Below are 21,560 nucleotides of genomic sequence, written 5' to 3'. Positions count from 1 at the left end.
AAACCCCCGACACGCCGTGTGCCCGGCCCCTTCCGGCCACTTCTGCCTGCGTGGCGGTGCGCACGCCCCCACCCCGACCCCCGCCGCCGGAGGCGGCGCCTCGCGCCCTACGCGTTCCAACGCCCCTAACCTCCCCGCCGCCGGAGGCGGCGTCTTGCGCCGCACACGTTCCAACGTCTGAATTTGTTCTTCCATAGAACATAAATGTGTGATTGGCTCTCTCGCATGGGAATCAGCATCGGCGTGGTTGGCGCCGGACAGTTTGCTCCTTCGTTCCTGCGGCTGTGGTCCGCGCACCCGGATGTGTCCGAGGTGCGGCTGACCGACGTGATCCCGGAGCGGACCGCCGAGATGGCCGCCCAGCAGGGCATCGCGGTCACGCACGCGTCGTTCGAGGAGATGCTCGAGTCGGACCTGGACGCGGTCGCGATCTTTACCCAGCGCTGGCTGCACGGGGAGATGGCGATCAAGGCGCTCGAGGCCGGCAAGCATGTGTACTCGACGGTCCCGATGGCGATCGAGGCCGACCAGATCGCCCGCATCATCGAGCTGGTCAAGGAGACCGGCCTGACCTACATGATGGGCGAGACCAGCTTCTACTACCCGTCCTCGGTCTACTGCCGGCAGAAGCTCGCCGAGGGTGCGTTCGGGCGGGTGTTCTACTCCGAGGGCGACTACGTCCACGACATGGATCTCGGGTTCTACGCGGCGTACCAGTACTCCGGTGGTGACGACTGGAAGAAGACCGCGTCGTTCCCGCCGCTGCTCTACCCGACGCATGCCGTCGGCAACGTTCTCTCGGTGACCGGTCAGCACGCCACCCACGTGTCGGCGATCGGCGTCAAGGACGACCGTGGTGACGGCGTCTTCGACAAGGACGTCAGCCAGTTCAACAACGACTTCTCGAACGCGACCGCACTGTTCAAGCTCGCCGACGGCGGGATCATGCGGACGAACGAGATGCGCCGCGTCGGGTACCCGTCACACATCCGCGAGTCGCGGCTGCGCGTGTTCGGCACGGAGGGCAGCTTCGAGCAGCTCGCCACCACGACGCTCTGGCAGAACAAGGAAGGTGTCGAGGACGTCTCCCAGTTGATGGAGACCAAGCCCAGCAGCTCGCTGGACGACTCCGACCTGGCGAACGTCGACCCGGCGCTGCGTGACGCGTTCCGCTCCGGTCTCTCCCCGGTGCACGACCGCAGCCGCCTGCCGAAGGAGTTCGACGGCATGCACAACGGCCACGAGGGCTCGCACCACTTCCTCGCCGACGACTTCGTCCGCGCGGTCGCCGACAAGACCCTCCCACCCATCAACGCCTGGGTCTCGGCCCGCTACACCCTCCCCGGCATCTACGCCCACCAGTCCGCCCTCCAAGGCGGCGTACAACTAGAAATCCCCGACCACGGAGACGCCCCCGTCTAACGCTAACGACAGGAGGTAGTGCGTTCGAGCCCGTGTCGCCACGCCTGCGCGCGCCGCGACCGGCACGATTCGAGGGACTACCTCCTGTCCTTAGGTACTATCCGGCATGGGTCTGGACCTCTTCGCCGGAATCTCCGTTGCTGACTACGACGCCGCCGTCGCCTGGTACGAGAAGTTGCTGGGTGGACCGCCGAGCTTTCTGCCCAATGACGTCGAGGCGGTCTGGGAGGTCGGGGAACACCAGTTCCTCTACATCGAGGTCGTGCCTGAGCACGCGGGGCATGCGCAGCACACCTTGTTCGTCGAGGACTTCGAGGGTGTGCTGGGCGCGATTGCCGAACGAGGGCTCGAGCCGGCGGTGCGGGAGACATACGAGAACGGCGTACGTCATGCGACGTTCTTCGATCCGGACGGCAACGAGGTTTCGTACGGCGGGGCGCCGTTGGAGTGACGTTTGTTGTTCAAGAACGCGACGCTCCGCTCAGGTTGCGACAGCAAAGGGTGCCCCGTAGGAACGTTGTATGACCCTGCGACGTCTGGGCCTGTCCGCCCTTTGTCTCTCCCTGACCCTTGGTGGCACGACTGCCATCGCCACTCCGCCGGCGCAGCACCTCCCGCTCGGCCCGGACAATCTCACCGAAACCCGTGATACCCGCACCCTGCAGCCGGGCGTCACGCTGACCACGATCGTCCGCGGCCAGACCGACACCAACGCCGGCTGGACGGTCGAGGTCTCCATCCCGTCGTCCTCGCCGGATCCGGACGCCCCCGCGGCCGCGATCTCCGACCAGGCCGGCGCGAACAAGGCCGCCGACAAGCTCCGGGCCGCCGGCCTCGACCCGCGCGTCGAGGACGTGCCGACGCCGAAACTCGCGGACGGCGGTGGCGGCAGCCTCGGGTATCGAGTCCGTCTCGGACTGTTCCCGACCAAGGCTGAGGCCGACGCGCTGCGGACCAAGGTGATCGCGGCCGGCCTGAGCGGATCGAGCCTCTACACCGGATGGGACGGCGAACCCGACGACATCGCCGGCTCGACCGGTCCCTGGCACGTGCAGGTCCTGACCATCGACCCGAAGACGTTCCGCGGCACGCTCGATGCGACGTACGGCCTGGACATCGAGCAGCGCGAGACGACCAGCACTCTCGCGACCCTGACCGGCGCGACCGCCGCGATCAACGCGGGCTTCTTCGTCCTCGACCCGAAGTCCGGCGCACCTGGCGACCCGGCCGGCATCGGCGTGTACGACGGACGCCTGGTGAGCGAACCCACCAACGGCCGCCCGGCTCTCGTACTCGGGCCACGCGGCACCTCCGTCGACCGCTTCACCTGGCGCGGTGAGCTCCGCGGCCTCGGCAAGCCCCTCCCGCTCGACGGACTGAACCGCGTCCCCGGCCTGATCCGCAACTGCGGCGGTACGGCGGACGACCTGCCGACCTCCAAACCGCTGCACGACACCACGTGCACCGACCCCGACGAGCTGATCGCGTTCGACGCGTCGTACGGCGTCGCCACCCCGAGCGGCCCCGGCGCCGAGGTGATCCTCGACCGGCGCGGGATCGTCACCGCGATCCGTACGACGACTCGCGGCGGAGCCATCCCCGAAGGCGGTCGGACCGTCCAGGCGATCGGCAACCTGGTCGCCCCGCTCCTCGCCGCCGCCAAGATCGGCAAGCCGCTCTCGATCCGCTCGACCTTGCTCGACGACCACGGGCGCCCGGTCGCGCTGTCCCGCCGTACGACGATCGTCAACGGCGGACCAGAGTTGGTCCGCGACGGCCGGATCCACGCGACTGCGGCGGCGGACGGCATGGTCCAGGACACGCCGAGCTTCTACTACGGCTGGGTACACAAGCGGAACCCGCGCACGATCGCCGGCGTCGACGACCACGGCCGCACCGTCCTGATCACCGCCGACGGGCGCAACGTCGACAGCCTCGGCCTGTCCATCTCCGAGGAAGCCGCGGTCGCCAAGTCCTTCCACCTCACCGAAGCCATCAACCTCGACGGCGGCGGCTCCACCACAATGGTTGCCAACGGCAAAGTCCTCAACACGCCCTCGGACGCCACCGGCGAACGCCCGGTCGGCGACGCCCTAGTCGTCACGAAGTAGCTGACAAGCCTGGGTCGATGCCTAGTGCGGTGAATCGCTCGGCGAGGTCGTCGACCCAGGCTTGCGGTGTGCGGTGATCCGGTAGTGGGACGCCGGCTTCGCTGCGCCAGAGTGCATCGCCGAGGGCGGTGCGGAGGTGCCAGGCCATTACGCGGTCGGTCGCCAGTTCGCGGCCGGTGAGGTGGGTGTAGTGGCGCATGGTTGCGGTGAGCAACTCGACGCCGGGACCCGTGCCGGGGAAGGCGCGCAGGTCGTACTCCGGCTCGGCAAGGCCGGCGGTCTCGAAGTCGACGACCACGCGAAGCTGCCCGCCCTCCCAGACCTGGTTGCCGCCGTGTAGATCGGCGTGCACCAGCACAGTCGCGCGTGGCGTCGCCAGTACTTCGTCTGCCCAGTCGCACCACCGCACGACAGCTGCGCGCTGATCGGGACGAGCCCATTTGATGAACTCGTTGCGCAAGACATCGGTCGTGGCTGGTTGCAGTGCCGCGGGAGGAAGTGGACCGATGTCAGCACCGTGCAACTCACCAAGAAACTGCGCGAGCTGCCGACCCGCATCGTCCCGGTCGACCGAGTCCACGACATCGAACAGCGCCTGACCAGGCACCAGCCTGGTCACCAAGAGCACCGGATCGGTGCTGCTGGCAACCACTTCCGGCAGGTACGGAATCGCCAGCGCTTCCAGGACGGCGATCTCATGCGCCAGCCGGAGCGCCGCAGGACGCGACCACGCATACTTCACCACGAACCGCTCCCCAACGACCGCAGTCGCCGACCGCCACAAGGGATCGTCATCGCCCACCGGCTCCCGAACCACAATCGGGTAGTCGCCAAGCTCAGGCGCAACATCCTTCAACGCCGCCACAACCTCCGCAGGCGAACCCCCATCCAGCCATCGCACGCCCCGAGACTCTCACCCCACCGCGATCTCGTCCAACCTGTTCCAGGGCAGGATCCGGACGTCTACGGTCGTGCGGCCTTCGAGTTCTGCGTGCAGCAGACGGTGCACGCCATCCAGGACCGTCAGGCGGTCGTCGGAGCGCCGCAGTACATCCAGAGGGTGGCGGAGATCGGCGGCCAGGGTGCGCTCGTACTGCGCCTGGTAGGCGACCGGATCGGCGGCAACCTGGTGCGGGGTGAGTTGGAACGGCTCGCCGTCGTGCGCCCAGAACGGCAGGTCGAGGTGGTGGGCGAGCTCGGCGAGCGGCAAACCAACTGTGGGTAGGTCGAGGGCGTGCAGCTGCTCGCCGGACCAGTGGAAGTCGAGGATGTACGGCGTGAGCTCCGGCGGGACCAGCTCGGCCAGGGGGAAGGGGCGGCGGGTTATTCGTAGATTTTGCGGAGGCGGAGGGTCATGGAGTTTTCGATGTGGCGGGTCATGGCTGCCTCGGCGGCAGTGGGGTCGCCGGCGGCGATGGTTTCGACGAGAGAGCGGTGTTCGGTCAGTACTTCGGGGCCGATGTCGCGGTCGTAGTGGAGTCGGAAGATGTGCAGGTGGCAGTGAGTGCGCTCGAAGGCGAGCCGGACCTGCTCGCTGCCGGACAGCGACGCGATCAGCGAGTGGAACCGGTTGTCGTGCGCGGTGAGTGACTTGTAGCCGGCGTAGTCGACCGACGTCGGCTCGACCGCGTTCTTGAGCTCGGCCCGCAACCGATCCCGGCCGTCGGCGGAGATCAGCTCGGCCGCCCGGCGAGCCGCCCAAGGCTCCAGCAGCAGCCGGAACCGGTACAGGTCGTCGAACTCGGAAAGCGTCAGCAGCGGCGTCGCCCGATACCCCTTCAGCGGCTCCTTGACCGCCAGCCCCTCCGACTCCAGCCGCGCCAGCGCCTCGCGGACCGGCGTCGACGACACCTGGAACTCGCGAGCCAGCCCGTCGATCGAGATCCGCGCGCCCGGCACGATGACGTGGTCCATCAGCATCGTCTTGATGGCCTCGTACACGTCGTCGGCCAGCATCTGCCGCCGCAGCAGCCGCCGGTCCACCGGCGCCATCGGCTCGGTCATGCGGTCTCCGGAATCTGGTCGCGGCCTTGACCCCACCCTTTGGTTTCGGCAGGGTAACACTGGTAATCATGCATCATGCACGATTTCGCCCAAAGGCAGCTATGGGAAGGCACGAACGATGGTGAGGTTCGAACAGATCGGCGTTCTGCCCGAGCCCGGGGACAACGTCGCGATCGCCTCCCGCCGGCTCGACGCCGGCACCGAGGTCGAGCTCGACGGTACGACGATCACGCTGCCACACACCGTGCTCGAAGGGCATCGCTTCGTGGTCACCCCGGTCCCCACCGGCGCGGCCCTGACCTCGTGGAACACCGCCTTCGCCCGCGCGTCCCGCGACCTGGTCCCAGGTGACTACGTGTGTACGCCGACCAGCCTGGCCGCAGTCACCGCCCGCGGAGTGGACGGCCTGCCGGACGAGTCGTCGGCGACAAATGAGCCGCTCGACCCGTACGAGCTGGACGAGTCCGCGCTGAACTTCGGTGCCCAGGTAACCAGCGTCGAGCAACCCGGCACGTTCCTCGGCTACCGCCGCGAGCAGGGTCCGGCCGGCACTCGCAATCACGTCGTACTGATGGCGACCAGTTCGCGCAGCAGCGGGTTCGTCACCGAGTTGGCCCGGCGCTTCGACGGCGCGTCCGCCGGCGATGGCGTCGTACCGGTGGCGCACACGGAGGGCGGCGAGGACGAGGTCCCGAACAACCTGCACTTCCTGCTTGCGACGCTGGCCGGCTTCACGCTGAACCCGAACGTCGGCGCTGTCCTGATCGTCGACACCGAGGGTGATGTCGTGTCCGGCCGGGCGATCAAGGAATTCATGGCCGAGCACGGCTACCCGTCGCTCAAGGTTCCGCATGCGTACTTCACCCGGAAGGCCGGCTTCGAGCACGACCTGACGATCGCCGGCGCGCTGATCGAGCCCTGGCTGCCGGTCGTGGACGCGCAGCAGCGCGAGGAGGTCCCGTTGGCGGATCTCAAGATCGCCTTGCAGTGTGGCGGTTCCGACGCGTTCTCCGGGATCTCGGCGAATCCGCTGGCCGGTCAGGTCAGCGCCGAGCTGATCCGACACGGCGGTACGGCGGTGCTCGCGGAGACCGACGAGCTGATCGGTGCCGAGCCGTACGTACTGAACAACGTCCGCGACCTCGCGACCGCGAAACGATTCCTGAGCACGATCAAGTCGTTCAAGGAACGCGTCGGCTGGCATGGGCACACCGCCGAGGGCAATCCGTCCGGCGGCAACGTGTACCGCGGTCTCTACAACATCGTGCTCAAGTCGATCGGCGCCGCCCGCAAGCTGCCGCGCGAGGTGCGGCTGGACCACGTGATCGACTACGGCGAGCCGCTGCCCGGCACCGGCTACATCTTCATGGACAGCCCGGGCAACGACCTCGAATCGGTGGCCGGCCAGATCGGCGGCGGCTGCAACCTGATCTTCTTCACCACCGGCAACGGCTCGATCACCAACTTCCCGTTCGTCCCGACGCTGAAGTTCGTCACGACGAGTGCCAGGTACGAGCGGTTGCACGCCGAGATGGACGTGAACGCGGGGAAGTATCTGACCGGCACGTCGATGGCGGACCTGACCGCGGAGACCTTCGACCTCACCATCAGGGTCGCGTCCGGTGAGAAGAGCGCGGGCGAGCGGGCCGGCCACAGCCAGGTGTCGATCTGGCGGAACTGGAAGCAGGTCGGCCCGGTCGACGGAATCTCGATCACCACCGACGGCCGGATGAGCCGCAAGCTCGCCGACCTGCCGGTCGAGGACCGCGACGCTCCGCTCGACGGATTGCCGCACCAGGGCCTGACCTCCGAGAGCCGGACACCGGTTGAGCTGCTGCGCGTCGATGACCGGCTCGTCCCTGAGGCAGTCGGTCTGATCCTGCCGACCAGCCTCTGCTCCGGCCAGATCGCCTTGCGCCTCGCGGGCCAGGCGGAGCTGGAGAAATGGGCCGGCGACTCGGTCACCCGGATGGTCGCTCTTCCGCATACCGAGGGCTGCGGCAGCAGTGGAGGCGCGTCCGAGGAGACGTTCGCGCGGATCATGCTCGGCTACCTGCTGCATCCGAACACCCGGATGGCGCTGCTGCTGGAGCACGGCTGCGAGAAGACTCACAACGACTACTTCCGCTCGCGACTGGTCGAGGCCGGCGCCGATCCGGCCCGCTTCGGTTGGGCGAGCATCCAGGCGGACGGCGGTCTCGATGCCGTCGGCAACAAGGTCAAGGACTGGTTCAGCAGCTTCCAGTTGGCGGCGCCGGTCGATCAGCGTGGAGACCTGGGTTCGCTCACCGTCGGGTTGGAGGCGCGCGGTCGGTTCTCGGCTGCGACCGCTGAGGCGTTCGCGCTGATCGGCCGCGAGATCGTGGGCTCCGGCGGTTCCGTCGTACTGTCGTCGCGCGGTGCGCTGCTTGCGGATGATGCCTTCCGTACTGCGGCGTTCGGGTCAGCGGATCCGGTCGGGCCGACGGTTGCGCACGGGCAGCGGTTCGCGGAGCCGGGCTGGCACGTGATGCGGATGCCGGGGACGGACTGGATGGAGACCGCGACCGGGTTCGGTGCGACCGGCGTACAGCAGATCCTCGCGCATGTTGCCGGCGGCACCTTGTCGGCGCAGCGGTTCGTTCCGGTGGTTGAGTTCAGCAACGATCCGGAGACGGTCGCGATGTACGGCGACGACCTGGACGCGGTGGCCACTGGTGATGCGGCCGAGCAGGCCCGGATCGGGCTCGACACGATCGCCGCCGTTGCCAGTCGCCGGCTCGTCCCCAAAGCAGTTGCCTCCGGCAATGTTGGTTTCCAGATCACCCGTGGTCTGCTCGGTACGTCGATGTGAAAGGCCTGTCCATGCACCTTGTCCGCTATCTGTCCCCGGTCGACGGGCGTCCTGCTGTTGGTGTGCGCACCGGCGACAGCCTGTCCCAACTGGTGGGCGTCAACACCTTCGCCGAACTGCTCCAGTTGCCGCTCGACGAGCTGCAGTCGGTGGTGAGCAAGCTCGGCGTGGAGGAGCCGGCCGCGGGTGTGAAGTTCCTGCCGCCGCTCGACGGCCGCGGCGAGGTCTGGTGTGCGGGCGTGACGTACGAGCGGTCGCGCGGTGCCCGGATGGAGGAGAGCACCGAGCAGTCGGTCTACGACAAGGTTTACAGCGCCGATCGGCCGGAGCTGTTCCAGAAGGCGCCTGCTTGGCGAGTGGTCGTGGACGGCGAGCCGGTAGGGATTCGGTCCGACTCCGGTCACGACGTACCGGAGCCGGAGCTCGCGGTCGTTGCCAACAGCCACGGTGAGATCGTCGGGTTCACGGTCTGCAACGACATGAGCTCGCGGTCGATCGAGGGCGTCAACCCGCTGTACGTGCCGCAGGCGAAGCTGTTCGCCGGCGGCTGCTCACTGGCGTCCGGGATCCGCCCGGTGTGGGAGGTCGCCGACCCGAAGAACCTCGGCATCCGGCTGGTGATCGAGCGGGACGGCGCGGAGGTGTTCGCGGACACCACCTCGACCGCCAAGCTGGTGCGGGAGTTGCAGGACCTGATCGACGTACTTTTCCTGCCGAACGACTTCCCCGACGGCGTGATCCTCGCGACCGGCACCGGGATCGTGCCGGAGCTGGACTTCGCGCTGGCCGAGGGCGACGTCATCACGATCACCATCGACGAGGTCGGCACCCTCACGAATACCGTGGCCGTAGGCCGGGAACCGTTCGCGTTCCTCGCCACCGACAACCTGGAGGGAACCCGATGACCTCGGACACCACCCCCGCCCAGCTCGAGCAGGCGCTTGCTACGGCTGACGCTGCGGCCCCCGCCTTCGCTGCTTCTGAGCCCGCGGTGCGGGCCGGGTGGATTCGCGCCGCCGCGGACGCGCTCGACGCCGCCGCTGATGAGCTGGTGCCGATCGCGATGCGCGAGAGCTCGCTTCCCCAGGCGCGGCTGACCGGCGAGGTCGCGCGCAGTACCGGCCAGCTGCGGATGTTCGCCGACGCCCTCGAAGAAGGCTCGTTGCTGGAGGTCATCATCGACACGGCCGACGCACAGGCCAAGCCGGTCCCGCGCCCCGACCTCCGCCGCGTGCTGGTGCCAGTCGGACCGGTCCTGGTGTTTGCTGCCAGCAACTTCCCGTTCGCATTCAGCGTCTGCGGTGGAGACACCGCGTCCGCGCTCGCGGCCGGCTGTCCGGTGATCGTGAAAGCACACCCCGGACACCCGGAGCTGTCCGCACGGACCGCCGAGGTGATGATCGAGGCACTGAAGGCGGCCGGAGCACCCGACGGAACGTTCGGCCTGATCGCAGGCTTCGACGTTGGCGTGACTGCACTGAAGGACCCGCGGATCACCGCGGCCGGCTTCACCGGCTCGGTCCCGGCCGGCAAGGCGCTGCACGAGATCGCCGTCACCCGCCCGGAGCCGATCCCGTTCTACGGCGAGCTCGGCAGCCTGAACCCGGTCTTCGTCACCCAAGCCGCGATCGATGCCCGCGGCAAGGACATCGCGACCGGGTACGTCGGTTCGTTCACCCTCGGCGTCGGCCAGTTCTGCACCAAGCCAGGACTGCTCTTCCTGCCCGCCGGCCACGGTCTGCAGGATCAGCTCGTCGAGGCAGTCGGTGGGGTCGCTGAGGCGCCGATGCTCAACGACCGGATCAAGGATGGTTTCAGCTCCGGCCTCGACCGGCTGGAGAAGATCGATGGCGTTCGGGTCTGGTCGTCCGGTCCGGCAACGTTGCTACAGACAACGGTCGCCGAGCTGCTCGCTCGCCGCGACGAGATCCTCGAGGAGTGCTTCGGCCCGGTCTCGATCGTCGTCGAATACTCGTCGCTTGACGAACTGCGCGCCGCGGTCGAGGCCTTCGAAGGCAATCTGACGGCGACACTGCACGCCGAAGACGCGGATGCCGACCTGGCGCGGCAGTTGCTGCCGTTGCTGACGGCAAGGGCTGGTCGAGTGCTCTGGAACGGCTGGCCGACCGGAGTAGCGGTGTCGTGGGCCCAGCACCACGGCGGCCCGTTCCCGTCGACAGTCGGGTCGATCCACACCAGCGTCGGGGTGACCGCGGCCCGACGGTTCCAGCGGCCGGTGGCTTACCAGGACGCTCCCGATGCAGTGCTGCCCGACGTACTCAAGGACTCCAACCCGGCCGGCATCAGCCGCCGCGTGAACGGAACCGTGACCACAGGTGAGGTGTCGCGATGACTGATCAGCCCCCGAACGAACCGACGGTCGACGAGCCTGATCAGCCCATCGGGCGGCGGAGTTTCGACCACTGGTTCGGCGAGAAGGGCCGGAACGGGTTCATCCACCGGTCCTGGATGAAGTCGCAGGGCTTCTCGGAGGAGGCCTTCGACGGCCGTCCGGTGATCGGGATCGCCAACACCTGGTCCGAGCTCACCCCGTGCAACGCGCACCTGCGCCGGCTGGCCGACTCGGTCAAGCGGGGCGTCTGGCAGGCCGGCGGGTTCCCGCTGGAGTTCCCGGTGATGTCGCTCGGCGAGACGTTGCTGCGGCCGACCGCGATGCTGTTCCGCAACCTGCTCAGCATGGACGTCGAGGAATCCCTGCGTGGCAACCCGATCGACGGCGTCGTGCTGCTGACCGGCTGCGACAAGACGACGCCCGGTTCGATCATGGGCGCGGCGAGCGTCGACCTGCCGACGGTCGTCGTGACCGGCGGACCGATGCTGAACGGCAAGTTCCGCGGCTGCGACATCGGTTCCGGTACGGCGGTCTGGCGCTTCACCCAGGACCTCAACGCCGGCCGGATGTCGGCCGAGGACTTCGCCGCGGCCGAAGCGGGTCAATCGCGCAGCAACGGCCACTGCATGACCATGGGCACGGCATCGACGATGGCCTGCATGGCGGAGGCACTCGGTCTGCAGTTGACCGGGTCCGCGGCGATCCCGGCGGTCGACTCGCGGCGATACGTGATCGCCCAGAAGTCCGGGCAGCGCATCGTCGAGATGGTGAAGGAGGACCTCAAGCCGAGCGACATCCTCACCCGGGACGCCTTCGCGAATGCGGTCCGCGCGAACGCTGCGATCGGCGGCTCGACGAACTTCGTCATCCACCTGCTGGCGATCGCCGGCCGCGTCGGCGTCGAGCTGACCCTCGACGACATCGACGAGTGGGCGCGCGGCGTACCGTGGCTGGTCGACCTGCAGCCGTCGGGCAAGTACCTGATGGAGGACTTCTACTACGCCGGCGGTCTGCCCGCGGTGATGAAGGAGATCCTGCCGCTGCTCAAGACCGAGGCGATCACGGTCACCGGCAAGACGATCGGCGAGAACGTCGCGAATGCCGAGCGGATCGAGGCGACCTACCCGGGCGCTGCTCCGGGCAGCCAGACGTATGCGGTGATCCGGCCGGTCGAGGACCCGCTGGGCAGTGGCGCGGGGACCGCCGTACTGAAGGGGAATCTGGCTCCCGACGGCGCCGTCATCAAGCAGTCGGCTGCATCCGAGCGGCTCTCCCGGCACCGGGGTAAGGCGTTGGTGTTCAGCAGCATCGAGGACTACGACAAGGCGGTCGAGGACCCGGAGCTCGACGTCGACGAGGACACTGTGCTCGTCCTGCAGAACTCCGGACCGCGCGGCTACCCGGGCATGCCCGAGGTCGGGAACATGACGATCCCGCGGAAGCTCGCCGAGATCGGTGTCGACGACATGGTGCGGATCTCGGACGCGCGGATGAGCGGTACGGCGTACGGCACCGTCGTACTGCATGTCACGCCGGAGGCGGCGGTCGGTGGACCGTTGGCGCTGGTGCGGACCGGGGACTGGATCGAGCTCGACGTACCGGCTCGGCGGTTGCATCTGGATGTATCCGACGAGGAGCTGGAGAAGCGGCGGGCGGATTGGCAGCCGCCGGCGCCGCAGACCGACCGCGGATGGGCTCGCCTGTACGTTGACCATGTCACGCAGGCGAACCAGGGCTGCGACCTGGACTTCCTGGTCGGCCGGACCGGCTCGGCCGTGGGACGGCAGAGTCACTGATGGCCACGTCCTGGGGACCTTTCGAGGCCGTCCGTGGGCTGCGGCCGTCAGGGACGCTGCCGCAGGTCACGCCGATCCGGCGGATCCTCACGGATCTGCAGGTCTCGGCCGACCCGTACGCCGACGCGCAGGCGGCCCTCGAACCGCTTCGGGAAAGGATCCTCCCGGACGCCCGTATCGCCGTGACTGCGGGCAGCCGGGGGATCCATGACCTGGTGCCCGTGGTCAAGGCCGCCGTCGACTGGTTGAAGTCGGTCGGCGCCGCGCCGTTCGTCATCCCTGCCATGGGCTCGCACGGCGGTGCGACCGCCGATGGTCAGCGGGAGATGCTCGAGGGTCTCGGCATCACGCCGGAGTCCGTCGGTTGCCCGATCGAGGCGACGATGGAGACGGTGGTCGTCGGCTCGTTGCCCGACGGGACCGAGATCCACCACGACGCGATCGCGGCCAAGGTGGACGGCGTACTGCTGGTGAATCGGGTCAAACCGCACACCGACTTCCGTGGACCGATCGAGAGCGGGATCGCGAAGGTCCTCGCGATCGGGCTGGGCAACCATCGCGGGGCCGCCTCGCTGCACGCCGGCGGCATCCCCGCGCTCGGCGGCAACATCGAGGCCGCTGCCAGGATGGTCGTTGCGCAGGGCAAGATTCTCGGTGGGCTCGCGATCCTGGAGAACGCGCTGGATCAGACCGCGTCCGTCGAGTTCCTCGAGGCCGACGGGATCGCCGGCGCGGCCGAGAACGCGTTGCTGCAAAGGGCTTCCAGCATGCTCGGCCGGTTGCCGTTCGACGAGCTCGATGTACTGGTGATCGATGAACTCGGCAAGGACAAGTCCGGCGCCGGGATGGATACGAACGTGATCGGCCGGTGCTGGGTGCACGGGATCCCGGAGTTCGAGTCGCCGTCGATCGCCGCGATCAGTGTGCATTCGTTGTCGCCCGCATCGCATGGGAACGCGTCCGGGCTCGGACTGGCCGACGTCATTCCGGCGCGGCTGCTGGAGCAGATCGATCTGCACGCGAGCTATGTGAACGCGCTGACCTCGGGCGCCGGCGGTGCGCGCCGCTCCCGGTTGCCGATGGTGATGGAGGACGACGAGGCCGCCGTACTCGCGGCTGTGACGATGTGCGGGCGGCGGGATTGGTCCGAGCTGCGGCTGGCCCGGATCAAGGACACGCTGTCCCCGGACGTGTTGATGGTGACGCCGGCCCTGCTGACCGAGGCGGCCGAGCGTTTCGACCTGGAGATCACCGGTACGGCGCGGGACCTGGCGCCGGCCGGGACACTCGGACCTTGGAGCGAGAGATGAATCTTCGCGAGGCACATGCCCTGCTCGCCGACCGTGGTTTCCGGCCGGGGGAGACCTCGACCCGGACCTTCCCAGACGGGTCGCCGTACAAGGTCGAGATCCCTTCCTGTGAAGGGCCGCGGGTGATGACCGCGGTCCTCGAGGAGGCGAAGTCTCGCGGGATCACGATCGATCGGGTGTCGCAGGGCAGCGGCGTGATGATGCTGACCGACGGCGAGATCGAGGAGATGCTCTCGCTCGGCGCGTCCGCCGGCGTGGAGGTCTGTCTGTTCCTTGGACCGCGCGGAGCTTGGGATATCGGTGGTCAGGCCAAGGTTTCGGCCGCGGTTGGTGGTGTTGCGCGAGGCAATGAGCAGGTCGCGGCGTCGTTGTGTGACGCGTTCCGTGCGGTGGAGCTCGGCGTACGGAGCTTGCTGGTCGGAGACATCGGCGTACTGGAGATCTTGGGTCAGTTGAAGATCGAGGGCGAGCTGCCTGCGGATCTGGTGCTCAAGACGTCGGTCCTGATGCCGTTGCCGAACGCACCGACTGCGCGGCTGTACGAGCGACTTGGCGCGACCAGCCTGAACGTGTCGACGGACCTGCCGGTGCCGGTACTCGCGGAGATCCGCTCGGTCACAACTGTGCCGATCGACATGTACATCGAGGTCCCCGACGACCAGGGCGGCCACGTCCGGTTCTACGACGTACCGGAAGTCGTCCGCGTCGCGGCGCCGGTGTATCTGAAGATGGGGCTGCGGAACGCGCCGAACATCTATCCGGTCGGCGCGCATCTCACGGGTACGGCGGAAGCTCTCGGCCGGGAGCGGGTCCGGCGAGCGGAACTGATTCTCCGACTCCTTGCGGAACAAGAAGAAGGATGAGCGATCCGCTGGTAGCCCGGCTCCGGTCCGCCCTCGGTGACGGGGCGGTCGTCGACGATGCCGACGTACTGGACACTCATCGCAACGATCACGCGACGTTCTGCACGGCCGGCGTACCGCGGGTGCTGGTTCGGCCGTCGTCGACCGATGAAGTGGTTGAGGTACTGCGGACGGCCGGGTCGTTCGGCGTACCGGTTGTCACGCAGGGCGCCCGGACCGGGTTGTCGGGTGCCGCAAACGCGATCGACGGATGCTTGTTGCTGTCGACCTCGCGGATGAACCAGATCCTGGAGATTTCGGTCGAGGATCATGTCGCGGTGGTCCAGCCGGGTGTGGTGAACGCGGAACTGTCGCGGGCCGTGCTGGCGAAGGAGCTGTTCTACCCGCCGGATCCTTCGTCGTGGGAGATGTCCACGATCGGTGGGAACATCGCGACCAACGCGGGTGGGTTGTGTTGTGTGAAGTACGGCGTGACGGCGGACTTCGTGCGCGGTCTGGAAGTCGTACTGGCGTCGGGTGAGGTCGTTCGCACTGGTCGCCGGGCTGCGAAGGGCGTCGCGGGATATGACCTGACTCGGTTGATTGTCGGATCCGAAGGCACGCTCGGTGTGGTGACGGAGGCGACGCTGGCGTTGCGTCCGGCGCCGGAGGCTGCGCTGACCGCGGCGGCGACGTTCCGGTCGATCGAGGACGGGATCGCGGCAGCGGCGGCGGTGATGGCGTCAGGGTTGCGGCCTTCGCTGCTGGAGTTCCTGGATCGGCCGACTGTGCAGGCCATTCAGAGCTACCGGGATATGGGACTGCCGGCGGATGCCGGGTCGATGCTGATCGCTCAGTCCGACCGAGGCCCACGGGCGGCCGCCGACGTGGCACAGATCGCAGCGATCTGCTTGTCGTATGGCGCGATTGACGTCGCTGAGGCCTCGGACGCCGAGGAGTCCCGGATGCTGCTCGAGGCGCGACGCCTGGTGAACTCCGCACTCGAGCCGCTCGGGACCACGTTGATCGACGACGTCTCGGTAGCACGGTCGCAACTGGTCCCGTTGCTGCGGGGGATCGCGGAGATCGGCGAGAAGTACCAGGTGCTGATTTGTTGCCCTGGGCATGTAGGTGACGGGAACATGCATCCGACGGTGGTCTTCGATCGCAACGACGCGGCGGCCGAAGAACGAGCGTTGGAGGCGTTCGGCGCGGTGATGGAGCTGGGCCTTCGGCTCGGCGGCACCATCACCGGCGAGCACGGCATCGGCACGCTGAAGGCCAGCTGGTTGGAAACCGAGCTCGGCCCGGTCAGCCTCGAACTGCATCGACGAATCAAGCATGCCTTCGACCCGGACAACCTCCTCAACCCCGGCAAGGTGCTGCGGTGATCGATCCGTCGGACGTGCGTCCATCGCCCCGGCAGATCGCGTGGCAGCGGCAGGAGTTGACCGCGTTCGTGCATTTCGGGCCGAACACGTTCACGGATCTGGAGTGGGGGACCGGTCTGGACGATCCGACGGTGTTCGACCCGTCGGAGCTGGACTGCGGGCAGTGGGTGCGGACGTTGGTGGCCGCTGGGTTCAAGAGTGTGATCCTGACGGCCAAGCATCACGACGGCTTCTGCTTGTGGCCGAGCAAGTACCTGCCGCATACCGTTGCCGCGAGCCCGTATTCCGGTGATGTGGTGGCCGAGCTGTCGTCGGCCTGCCAATCGGCCGGGCTTGGCTTCGGGATCTATCTGTCGCCGGCGGACCTGTATCAGGAGAAGGCGCCGGGCGGGTACTACGGCAACGGGAGCCCGGCGGTCGAGGCACCCATCGGCGAGTTCACCTACACGGTCGACGACTACAACCGGTTCTACCTGCTGCAGCTGTACGAACTGCTGACGTCGTACGGGCCGATCGCCGAGGTCTGGCTGGACGGTGCGAATCCGACGAGTAGTGCACAGACCTATGACTACGAGGCCTGGTTCGACCTGATCCGGCGGTTGGCACCCGACGCCACGATCGCGATCGGCGGGCCGGATGTGCGGTGGGTGGGGAACGAGGACGGGTTCGCGCGCGAGACCGAGTGGAGCGTCGTACCGTTCGCCCGTGGGCAGATGGTGGCTGCGCAGAACGCGCCGGATGTTGCCGGGCCTGAACTGATGGCGCGGGCCGACGAGCTGCGGTGGTATCCGGCCGAGGTCGACGTGTCGATCCGGCCGGGGTGGTTCTACCACGCGTCCGAGGACGCTGCGGTGAAGTCGGTGCGGGAGCTACTGGACATCTATCGCAAGTCGGTCGGGCGCAACGCCGTACTGCTGTTGAACATCCCGCCGGACCGCCGCGGGCTGTTCGCGTCGCCAGATGTTGCTGCGCTCCTGGAGTTCGGTACTGCGGTGCGTGAGTACTACGGGACCGATCTGGTGCTGCCGGCAACGATCAACCTTCTCGATCTTCGTGAGGACATCGAGTCGGGACAACAGGTCTCGGCGTTCGCAGTCGACGCGCTGGCCGACGGTTCATGGACCGAGATCGCGCACGGCACCACCATCGGACATCGCCGGCTGATCGCGCTGCCTGCGCCGATCGAGGCCGCCGACGTCCGCGTCCGCGTTCTGTCCGCCCGGGCCGAAGCGACGGTCTCACTGACCGTCCACTTCGATCCGTTGCTGGTCCCCCTGCCTGGAGTCGAACCAGGATCCGAGCCTTCGGAGGGCCGGGTGTGATTCCGTCACCAGGGGGGATTCGATCAGCTCAGGCGGACGAGTGAGCCGCCTGCGGAGATGCCGATCGACGTTTTTACGCCCGCAACGCTGAGGTCGACGACGTACGTCGTACCGGACCAGCGGGTCGTGTACGTGACGGCGCCAGAGGCCTTGACCGGAGCGACGAACGACAGGATCGAGGCCGTGGTTCCGGACCTCGCGAACATCAGGGTCGGCGCCGGCAGCCGGGTGTTGATGTTCGGGTAGGTCCAGCCCTGGATCGGCTTCGTCTGTGCCTGCTTGAGCAGGATCGCGCCGGGTGGCAGCGCCTGCCGGTACGGCACCTGGAACAGGATCGTCCGGGTGTCCTCACCCGGCTTCGCCGCGAGGGCAGTGGTCCGCGAGTACACCGTCGCCTTCTGGTCCGCGGGCAGATGCCACAACGTCTGGAACTGCTGCGCGGTCTTGGACGAGGCACGATCGAGGGTGACGACCAGGTCCGGGTTGTTGAGCACGAGGACGGCACGGACACGGCTGATGCCGGTCCCGGGTACGTCGGAGAACTCGAAGAAGTCCGCGTTCGGTTTGAGCTGGGACCGGGTCAGCTTGGTCGCCGGCAAAGTGTCGGCCGACAGCGGAGTTGTCATCGCGCTACTGGCGAATGGGCTCTTCGCCCAGGCCCGCCAGACGTCGTTCTGATAGCCGGCGTGCCCGCCGTCGATCAGGATGTCCCGGCCGCGAGCGGTGTACGTGAGCGACGTGTGGTCGCTGTGGCCGTGCAACTGCCGCGCCGGCCCGTACCTGATGCTGTACGACGCCTGGTTCGCGAACGTGCCCCATCCGGATCGGCCGAAGACATAGCCCGCGGAGAACATGCCGACCCGGTCAGTCGGCGCGATCCCGGTCGCGCCTTGCGTTCCGGCGTACTCGAGTGGGGTGCCGGCGACTGGCGCCGTACGCACGACCTCGGAGTCGCCGATCTGATGCAGGTTGCCTAGTGAGTTCGTTGCCAGCGCGAGCCAGTTCGCCAGCAGGGCGCGGCGTGCGGGAATCGTCGTACCGGGGTCGGCGCCGCAGGCTCGCAGTACGTCGACGGCTCGGCCCCAGAGGGAATAGTTGAACTGCGCGTAGGCGGTCGACTGCTCGTTGGTCGACCCCTGCGCGTCGATCGACGTCGTGATGCCCGCGTTCAGACGCTGCTGCGCGAGGGTCGTGTAGTCCGTGCGGTTCAGCGTGCAGCCGACGCCGAACAGCGCGATGCTCTCGTCGGTGCCGTGGTTCCAGGCGCCGCTCCAGTTATTGACCAGGAACTTGGCGTGATCGAGCAGAGCCGTGTCGAGCCAGCTGTACTGCGCCGGGAGCGTGGTCACGTTGAGGCCGGCGAGAACTGCTTGCCGGGTGCAAATGATGACGTTGGTGCGGTGCATGGTCGACTCCCAGGCGCCGACATCTGCCTTCCAGGAGTACGGATTGTCGCGGACCCAGTCGTGGACGATCGTCGTGACGTGAGCGATGGCCGCCGTGTCACCTTGGCTGGCCGCGGTGATTCCTTGGCCCAACCAACGAAGTGAGTGGAACCACATGTACCAACTGGGATTGCCGTACGGGTTGAGCTTCCAGTTGATGTTTCCGTTGCCGTCGCCAACCTTGTACGGCTTGAACCCACCCCAGGAGTAGGTGTCCTGCAACACGGACGACAGCGGCGTCGCGTCGTCGACAGTGCTGAAACCGGGGCACGTGTAGGTGCCACCTGTTGCCGTGGCTGTCGCCTGGGCGCTCTTCGCCGAAACCCCGGTCGCCGGGATCACGTTTGTTGCCCCCGGCGTGAACTGTGCTGCCTCCGGCTCCGGCAGATCCGCGGCGATCGCGATCCCCGGACCGGTCTTGGCCACCGCGACTCCGCCGGTACTCGCCAGCCCCCCGACGACAAGCCCGAACACCAACAACCATCTGATCATGCGATTTCCCCACCCCAACTCGCCCGCGGCCCCCCAGCCGGCGGTGACAACCTGTACACCCGCCACGATGGTCAATTGGCGGAGAAAGTTGCGGTGGGCTTCTTTTTGCTGGGGGGCGTGATCGAGTGACTACTCTTCGACGGAGAGAACGCGGATCCAGTCGGAGCAGTCGGCTTCACACCAGACGTGATCGCCGGCGTGGGCGATCCGGTCCCGCTGCACATGCCCGCAGGCAAGCCGTACCCGGCGCAGCGCATGACCCTGCTTCACTGGAGCACCGGTCCTACCGCCGGGCACTCGCTTTCTGTTCCTGAGGTCGGCCATGGCCGGTCCTCCTCTCATTCTTGTTGCCCGGGGCCCATAGCCCCGGTTCGTACAGGAGGCAGGATTCGAACCTGCTCAGCCCGAAGGCAACGGGTTTACAGCCCGTCCCGCCTCTCCCACGACGGCGCTCCTGCCTGGCTGGGCGACCGGTCCGTCCCGGCCGCCCAGCGGTGAGAGCGAGATTCGAACTCGCGAGCCGGCCAAAACCGACCAACGGTTTAGCAAACCGCAGCCCTTACCAACAGGCGGACCTCACCTTGTTGCGTACCTAAGAACGGGTAGTAGTCCCCGATCCCAGCCAACGAGTCACCCCGCCACGCCTGGCAACCGACTCGTCGACCCACCACTACCCGTTCGTCGGTACACCCACCGCCCGCCGCCTCCCCTGACGACGACGGGCGGCTGTGGATAACTTCGTCGCCGACCTCCCTCGAACTTGTACGCTTAGTTCAAAGGAAGAGGGCGCACGGCGGGCGGGCGTACCACGCACCCGCTCCGATTCAGCCCTTGACGCAGATGACCTGCTTCAGGTGGGCGACGACCTCGACCAGGTCGGACTGGGCGGCGATGACGGAGTCGATGTCCTTGTACGCCGCCGGGATCTCGTCGATGACGCCCGCGTCCTTACGAGACTCGACACCCGTCGTCTGGGCGACCAGGTCCTCGACCGTGAACCGGCGCTTCGCCTCGTTGCGGCTCATCCGCCGGCCCGCCCCGTGTGAGGCCGAGTAGAACGAGCGCTCCGAACCGAGACCGCGGACGACGTACGAACCGGTGCCCATCGACCCCGGGATCAGCCCGAGATCTCCAAGCCCCGCCCGGATCGCGCCCTTGCGGGTGACGAGCAGGTCGAGCCCGTCGAAGTGCTCCTCGGCCACGTAGTTGTGATGGCACGAGATCGGCTGCTCGAACCGCACCTCGACCGGGAACGACTCGCGCACAGCCTGCATCACCAGCGCGAGCATGACCGCGCGGTTCCGGGCCGCGTACTCCTGGGCCCACGTGAGGTCCCGACGGTACGAGTCCATCTCCGGCGTACCCGAAAGGAACACCGCCAGATCGCGATCCGGGAGATCCGCGTTGTGCGGCAGGTCCCGGGCGATCCGCATGTGCCGCTCCGCGAGTTCCTTGCCGATGTTGCGGCTCCCGGAGTGCAGCATCAGCCAGACGCGGTCCTCGTCGTCGAGGCAGACCTCGATGAAGTGGTTGCCTCCGCCCAGCGATCCCATCTGCTGCTTGGCCTTGCGCTCGCGGTCCTGTACGCCGTCGTGCAGACTCGTGAACGCGCCCCAGAGTCGATCCCACGGCCGCGGGTCGAGTCCAAGCCGACGTACCCCAACGGCGTTCTCGTGCGCCCGGAAGCCGACCGGTACGGCGGCCTCGATCCGCGAGCGGATTCCCGACAGGTCGTCCGGGAGGTCCGCGGCCGTCAGCGAGGTCAGGACACCTTCCATCCCGCACCCGATGTCGACCCCGACCGCGGCCGGCGACACGGCCTGGTACATCGCGATCACGGACCCGACGGTCGCGCCCTTGCCGAGGTGCACATCCGGCATCACCCGGACCCCGTGGACCCACGGCAGCGCCGCAATGTTCCGCAGCTGCTGCAGCGCCTTCGCATCCACGTCGTACTCCTGAGCCCACATGAGCGTGGAGCTCTTAGCCCCACTCAACTCAACCGGAAGCCCCACGTTCATCTCCTCACCCTCCTTGATCGTGTGCATGCGGTGAGACTGGGACTCGAACCCAGACGCCCGTTGAAGGACCTGCCGTTTTCGAGACGGCTGCCGCTAGGCCTGACACTCGGCTTATCTCACCAGGTTGGTACAGCTGCCAGGGCAGGGGTCGAACCTGCGGGGCCTCGGGTCAGAACCGAGGGTGGGTCGCCGTCGCCCACCTGGCATCGCGCTCCGCC

General features: G+C 67.6%; 16 protein-coding genes, 4 tRNA genes and 1 pseudogene. 11 read left to right on the top strand and 10 right to left on the bottom strand.

The annotated features are described in order from the left end of the window. Positions 1-225 precede the first annotated feature (225 nt). From EV650_RS20770 to EV650_RS20760, 3 genes are all read left to right on the top strand, one after another. Entirely contained in the window at positions 226-1,422 is a 1,197-nt protein-coding gene (locus tag EV650_RS20770) for a Gfo/Idh/MocA family protein (RefSeq protein WP_134120703.1), read from the top strand. Between the two features lie 106 nt (positions 1,423-1,528). Then, complete coding sequence (locus EV650_RS20765) at positions 1,529-1,873, top strand: VOC family protein (RefSeq protein ID WP_134120702.1); 345 nt, start codon at positions 1,529-1,531, stop codon at positions 1,871-1,873. Positions 1,874-1,943: 70 nt separating this feature from the next. Next, positions 1,944-3,533 (top strand): phosphodiester glycosidase family protein, encoded by a 1,590-nt coding sequence (locus tag EV650_RS20760; RefSeq protein ID WP_134120701.1) that lies wholly within the window; start codon positions 1,944-1,946, stop codon positions 3,531-3,533. Here the strand turns inward: EV650_RS20760 and EV650_RS20755 are convergent. The 3 genes from EV650_RS20755 to EV650_RS20745 form a co-directional block, all read right to left on the bottom strand. Further along, positions 3,523-4,434 carry a phosphotransferase family protein gene (locus EV650_RS20755; protein WP_202874789.1) on the bottom strand — a complete coding sequence of 304 codons (912 nt, stop codon included), beginning with the start codon at positions 4,432-4,434 and terminating at the stop codon, positions 3,523-3,525. The genes EV650_RS20760 and EV650_RS20755 overlap by 11 nt on opposite strands. Before the next feature lie 12 nt (positions 4,435-4,446). After that, positions 4,447-4,743 (bottom strand): ParB N-terminal domain-containing protein, encoded by a 297-nt coding sequence (locus tag EV650_RS20750; RefSeq protein ID WP_134120700.1) that lies wholly within the window; start codon positions 4,741-4,743, stop codon positions 4,447-4,449. Positions 4,744-4,856: 113 nt separating this feature from the next. Next, positions 4,857-5,537 carry a GntR family transcriptional regulator gene (locus tag EV650_RS20745; protein WP_134120699.1) on the bottom strand — a complete coding sequence of 227 codons (681 nt, stop codon included), beginning with the start codon at positions 5,535-5,537 and terminating at the stop codon, positions 4,857-4,859. Positions 5,538-5,655: 118 nt separating this feature from the next. Between EV650_RS20745 and EV650_RS20740 the strand changes: the two genes are divergently transcribed. The 8 genes and pseudogenes from EV650_RS20740 to EV650_RS41495 form a co-directional block, all read left to right on the top strand. Then, on the top strand, positions 5,656-8,370 hold the full coding sequence (locus EV650_RS20740) for a UxaA family hydrolase (RefSeq protein WP_238174349.1): 2,715 nt from the start codon (positions 5,656-5,658) through the stop codon (positions 8,368-8,370). An 11-nt stretch (positions 8,371-8,381) separates the two neighbouring features. Continuing rightward, positions 8,382-9,275, top strand: coding sequence for a fumarylacetoacetate hydrolase family protein (locus EV650_RS20735; RefSeq protein WP_134120697.1), 894 nt, complete (start codon positions 8,382-8,384; stop codon positions 9,273-9,275). Next, positions 9,272-10,723 (top strand): aldehyde dehydrogenase (NADP(+)), encoded by a 1,452-nt coding sequence (locus tag EV650_RS20730; protein ID WP_134120696.1) that lies wholly within the window; start codon positions 9,272-9,274, stop codon positions 10,721-10,723. The genes EV650_RS20735 and EV650_RS20730 overlap by 4 nt, the downstream gene beginning before the upstream one ends. Further along, complete coding sequence (locus EV650_RS20725; RefSeq protein ID WP_134120695.1) at positions 10,720-12,519, top strand: IlvD/Edd family dehydratase; 1,800 nt, start codon at positions 10,720-10,722, stop codon at positions 12,517-12,519. Before EV650_RS20730 ends, EV650_RS20725 begins: the two co-directional genes overlap by 4 nt. Next, entirely contained in the window at positions 12,519-13,829 is a 1,311-nt protein-coding gene (locus EV650_RS20720; RefSeq protein ID WP_134120694.1) for a nickel pincer cofactor-dependent isomerase, group 22, read from the top strand. Before EV650_RS20725 ends, EV650_RS20720 begins: the two co-directional genes overlap by 1 nt. Beyond that, complete coding sequence (locus tag EV650_RS20715) at positions 13,826-14,692, top strand: U32 family peptidase (RefSeq protein ID WP_134120693.1); 867 nt, start codon at positions 13,826-13,828, stop codon at positions 14,690-14,692. The genes EV650_RS20720 and EV650_RS20715 overlap by 4 nt, the downstream gene beginning before the upstream one ends. Then, the gene (locus tag EV650_RS20710; RefSeq protein WP_134120692.1) at positions 14,689-16,062 is read left to right on the top strand and encodes an FAD-binding oxidoreductase; all 1,374 of its coding nucleotides are present in this window, start codon (positions 14,689-14,691) and stop codon (positions 16,060-16,062) included. Before EV650_RS20715 ends, EV650_RS20710 begins: the two co-directional genes overlap by 4 nt. Then, positions 16,059-17,039, top strand: a pseudogene (locus EV650_RS41495) (alpha-L-fucosidase); the annotation flags it as partial. The gene EV650_RS20710 and the pseudogene EV650_RS41495, both read left to right, overlap by 4 nt. Before the next feature lie 289 nt (positions 17,040-17,328). On the opposite strand, the gene EV650_RS40415 reads toward EV650_RS41495, so the two are convergent. The 7 genes from EV650_RS40415 to EV650_RS40405 form a co-directional block, all read right to left on the bottom strand. Beyond that, positions 17,329-17,400: transfer RNA gene (locus tag EV650_RS40415), tRNA-OTHER, on the bottom strand. A 7-nt stretch (positions 17,401-17,407) separates the two neighbouring features. Next, the gene (locus EV650_RS20700; protein WP_134120690.1) at positions 17,408-19,321 is read right to left on the bottom strand and encodes a heparinase II/III domain-containing protein; all 1,914 of its coding nucleotides are present in this window, start codon (positions 19,319-19,321) and stop codon (positions 17,408-17,410) included. Between the two features lie 129 nt (positions 19,322-19,450). Beyond that, a complete protein-coding gene (locus EV650_RS20695; protein WP_238174348.1) occupies positions 19,451-19,591 on the bottom strand; it encodes a hypothetical protein in 141 nt (46 codons plus the stop codon). A 104-nt stretch (positions 19,592-19,695) separates the two neighbouring features. Continuing rightward, positions 19,696-19,779 (bottom strand) — tRNA-Tyr (locus EV650_RS40410). 34 nt (positions 19,780-19,813) lie between these two features. Then, positions 19,814-19,902, bottom strand: a tRNA-Ser gene (locus EV650_RS20690). A 243-nt stretch (positions 19,903-20,145) separates the two neighbouring features. Further along, on the bottom strand, positions 20,146-21,369 hold the full coding sequence (locus EV650_RS20685; RefSeq protein ID WP_238174347.1) for an RtcB family protein: 1,224 nt from the start codon (positions 21,367-21,369) through the stop codon (positions 20,146-20,148). Position 21,370: 1 nt separating this feature from the next. After that, positions 21,371-21,463 (bottom strand) — tRNA-Ser (locus EV650_RS40405). Between the last annotated feature and the right edge of the window lie 97 nt (positions 21,464-21,560).

The organism is Kribbella kalugense (genome assembly GCF_004365875.1).
Classification (GTDB): domain Bacteria; phylum Actinomycetota; class Actinomycetes; order Propionibacteriales; family Kribbellaceae; genus Kribbella; species Kribbella kalugense.
The sequence above is the reverse complement of the archived record's forward strand: the minus strand, read 5'-3'. Positions and strand labels throughout refer to the sequence as shown.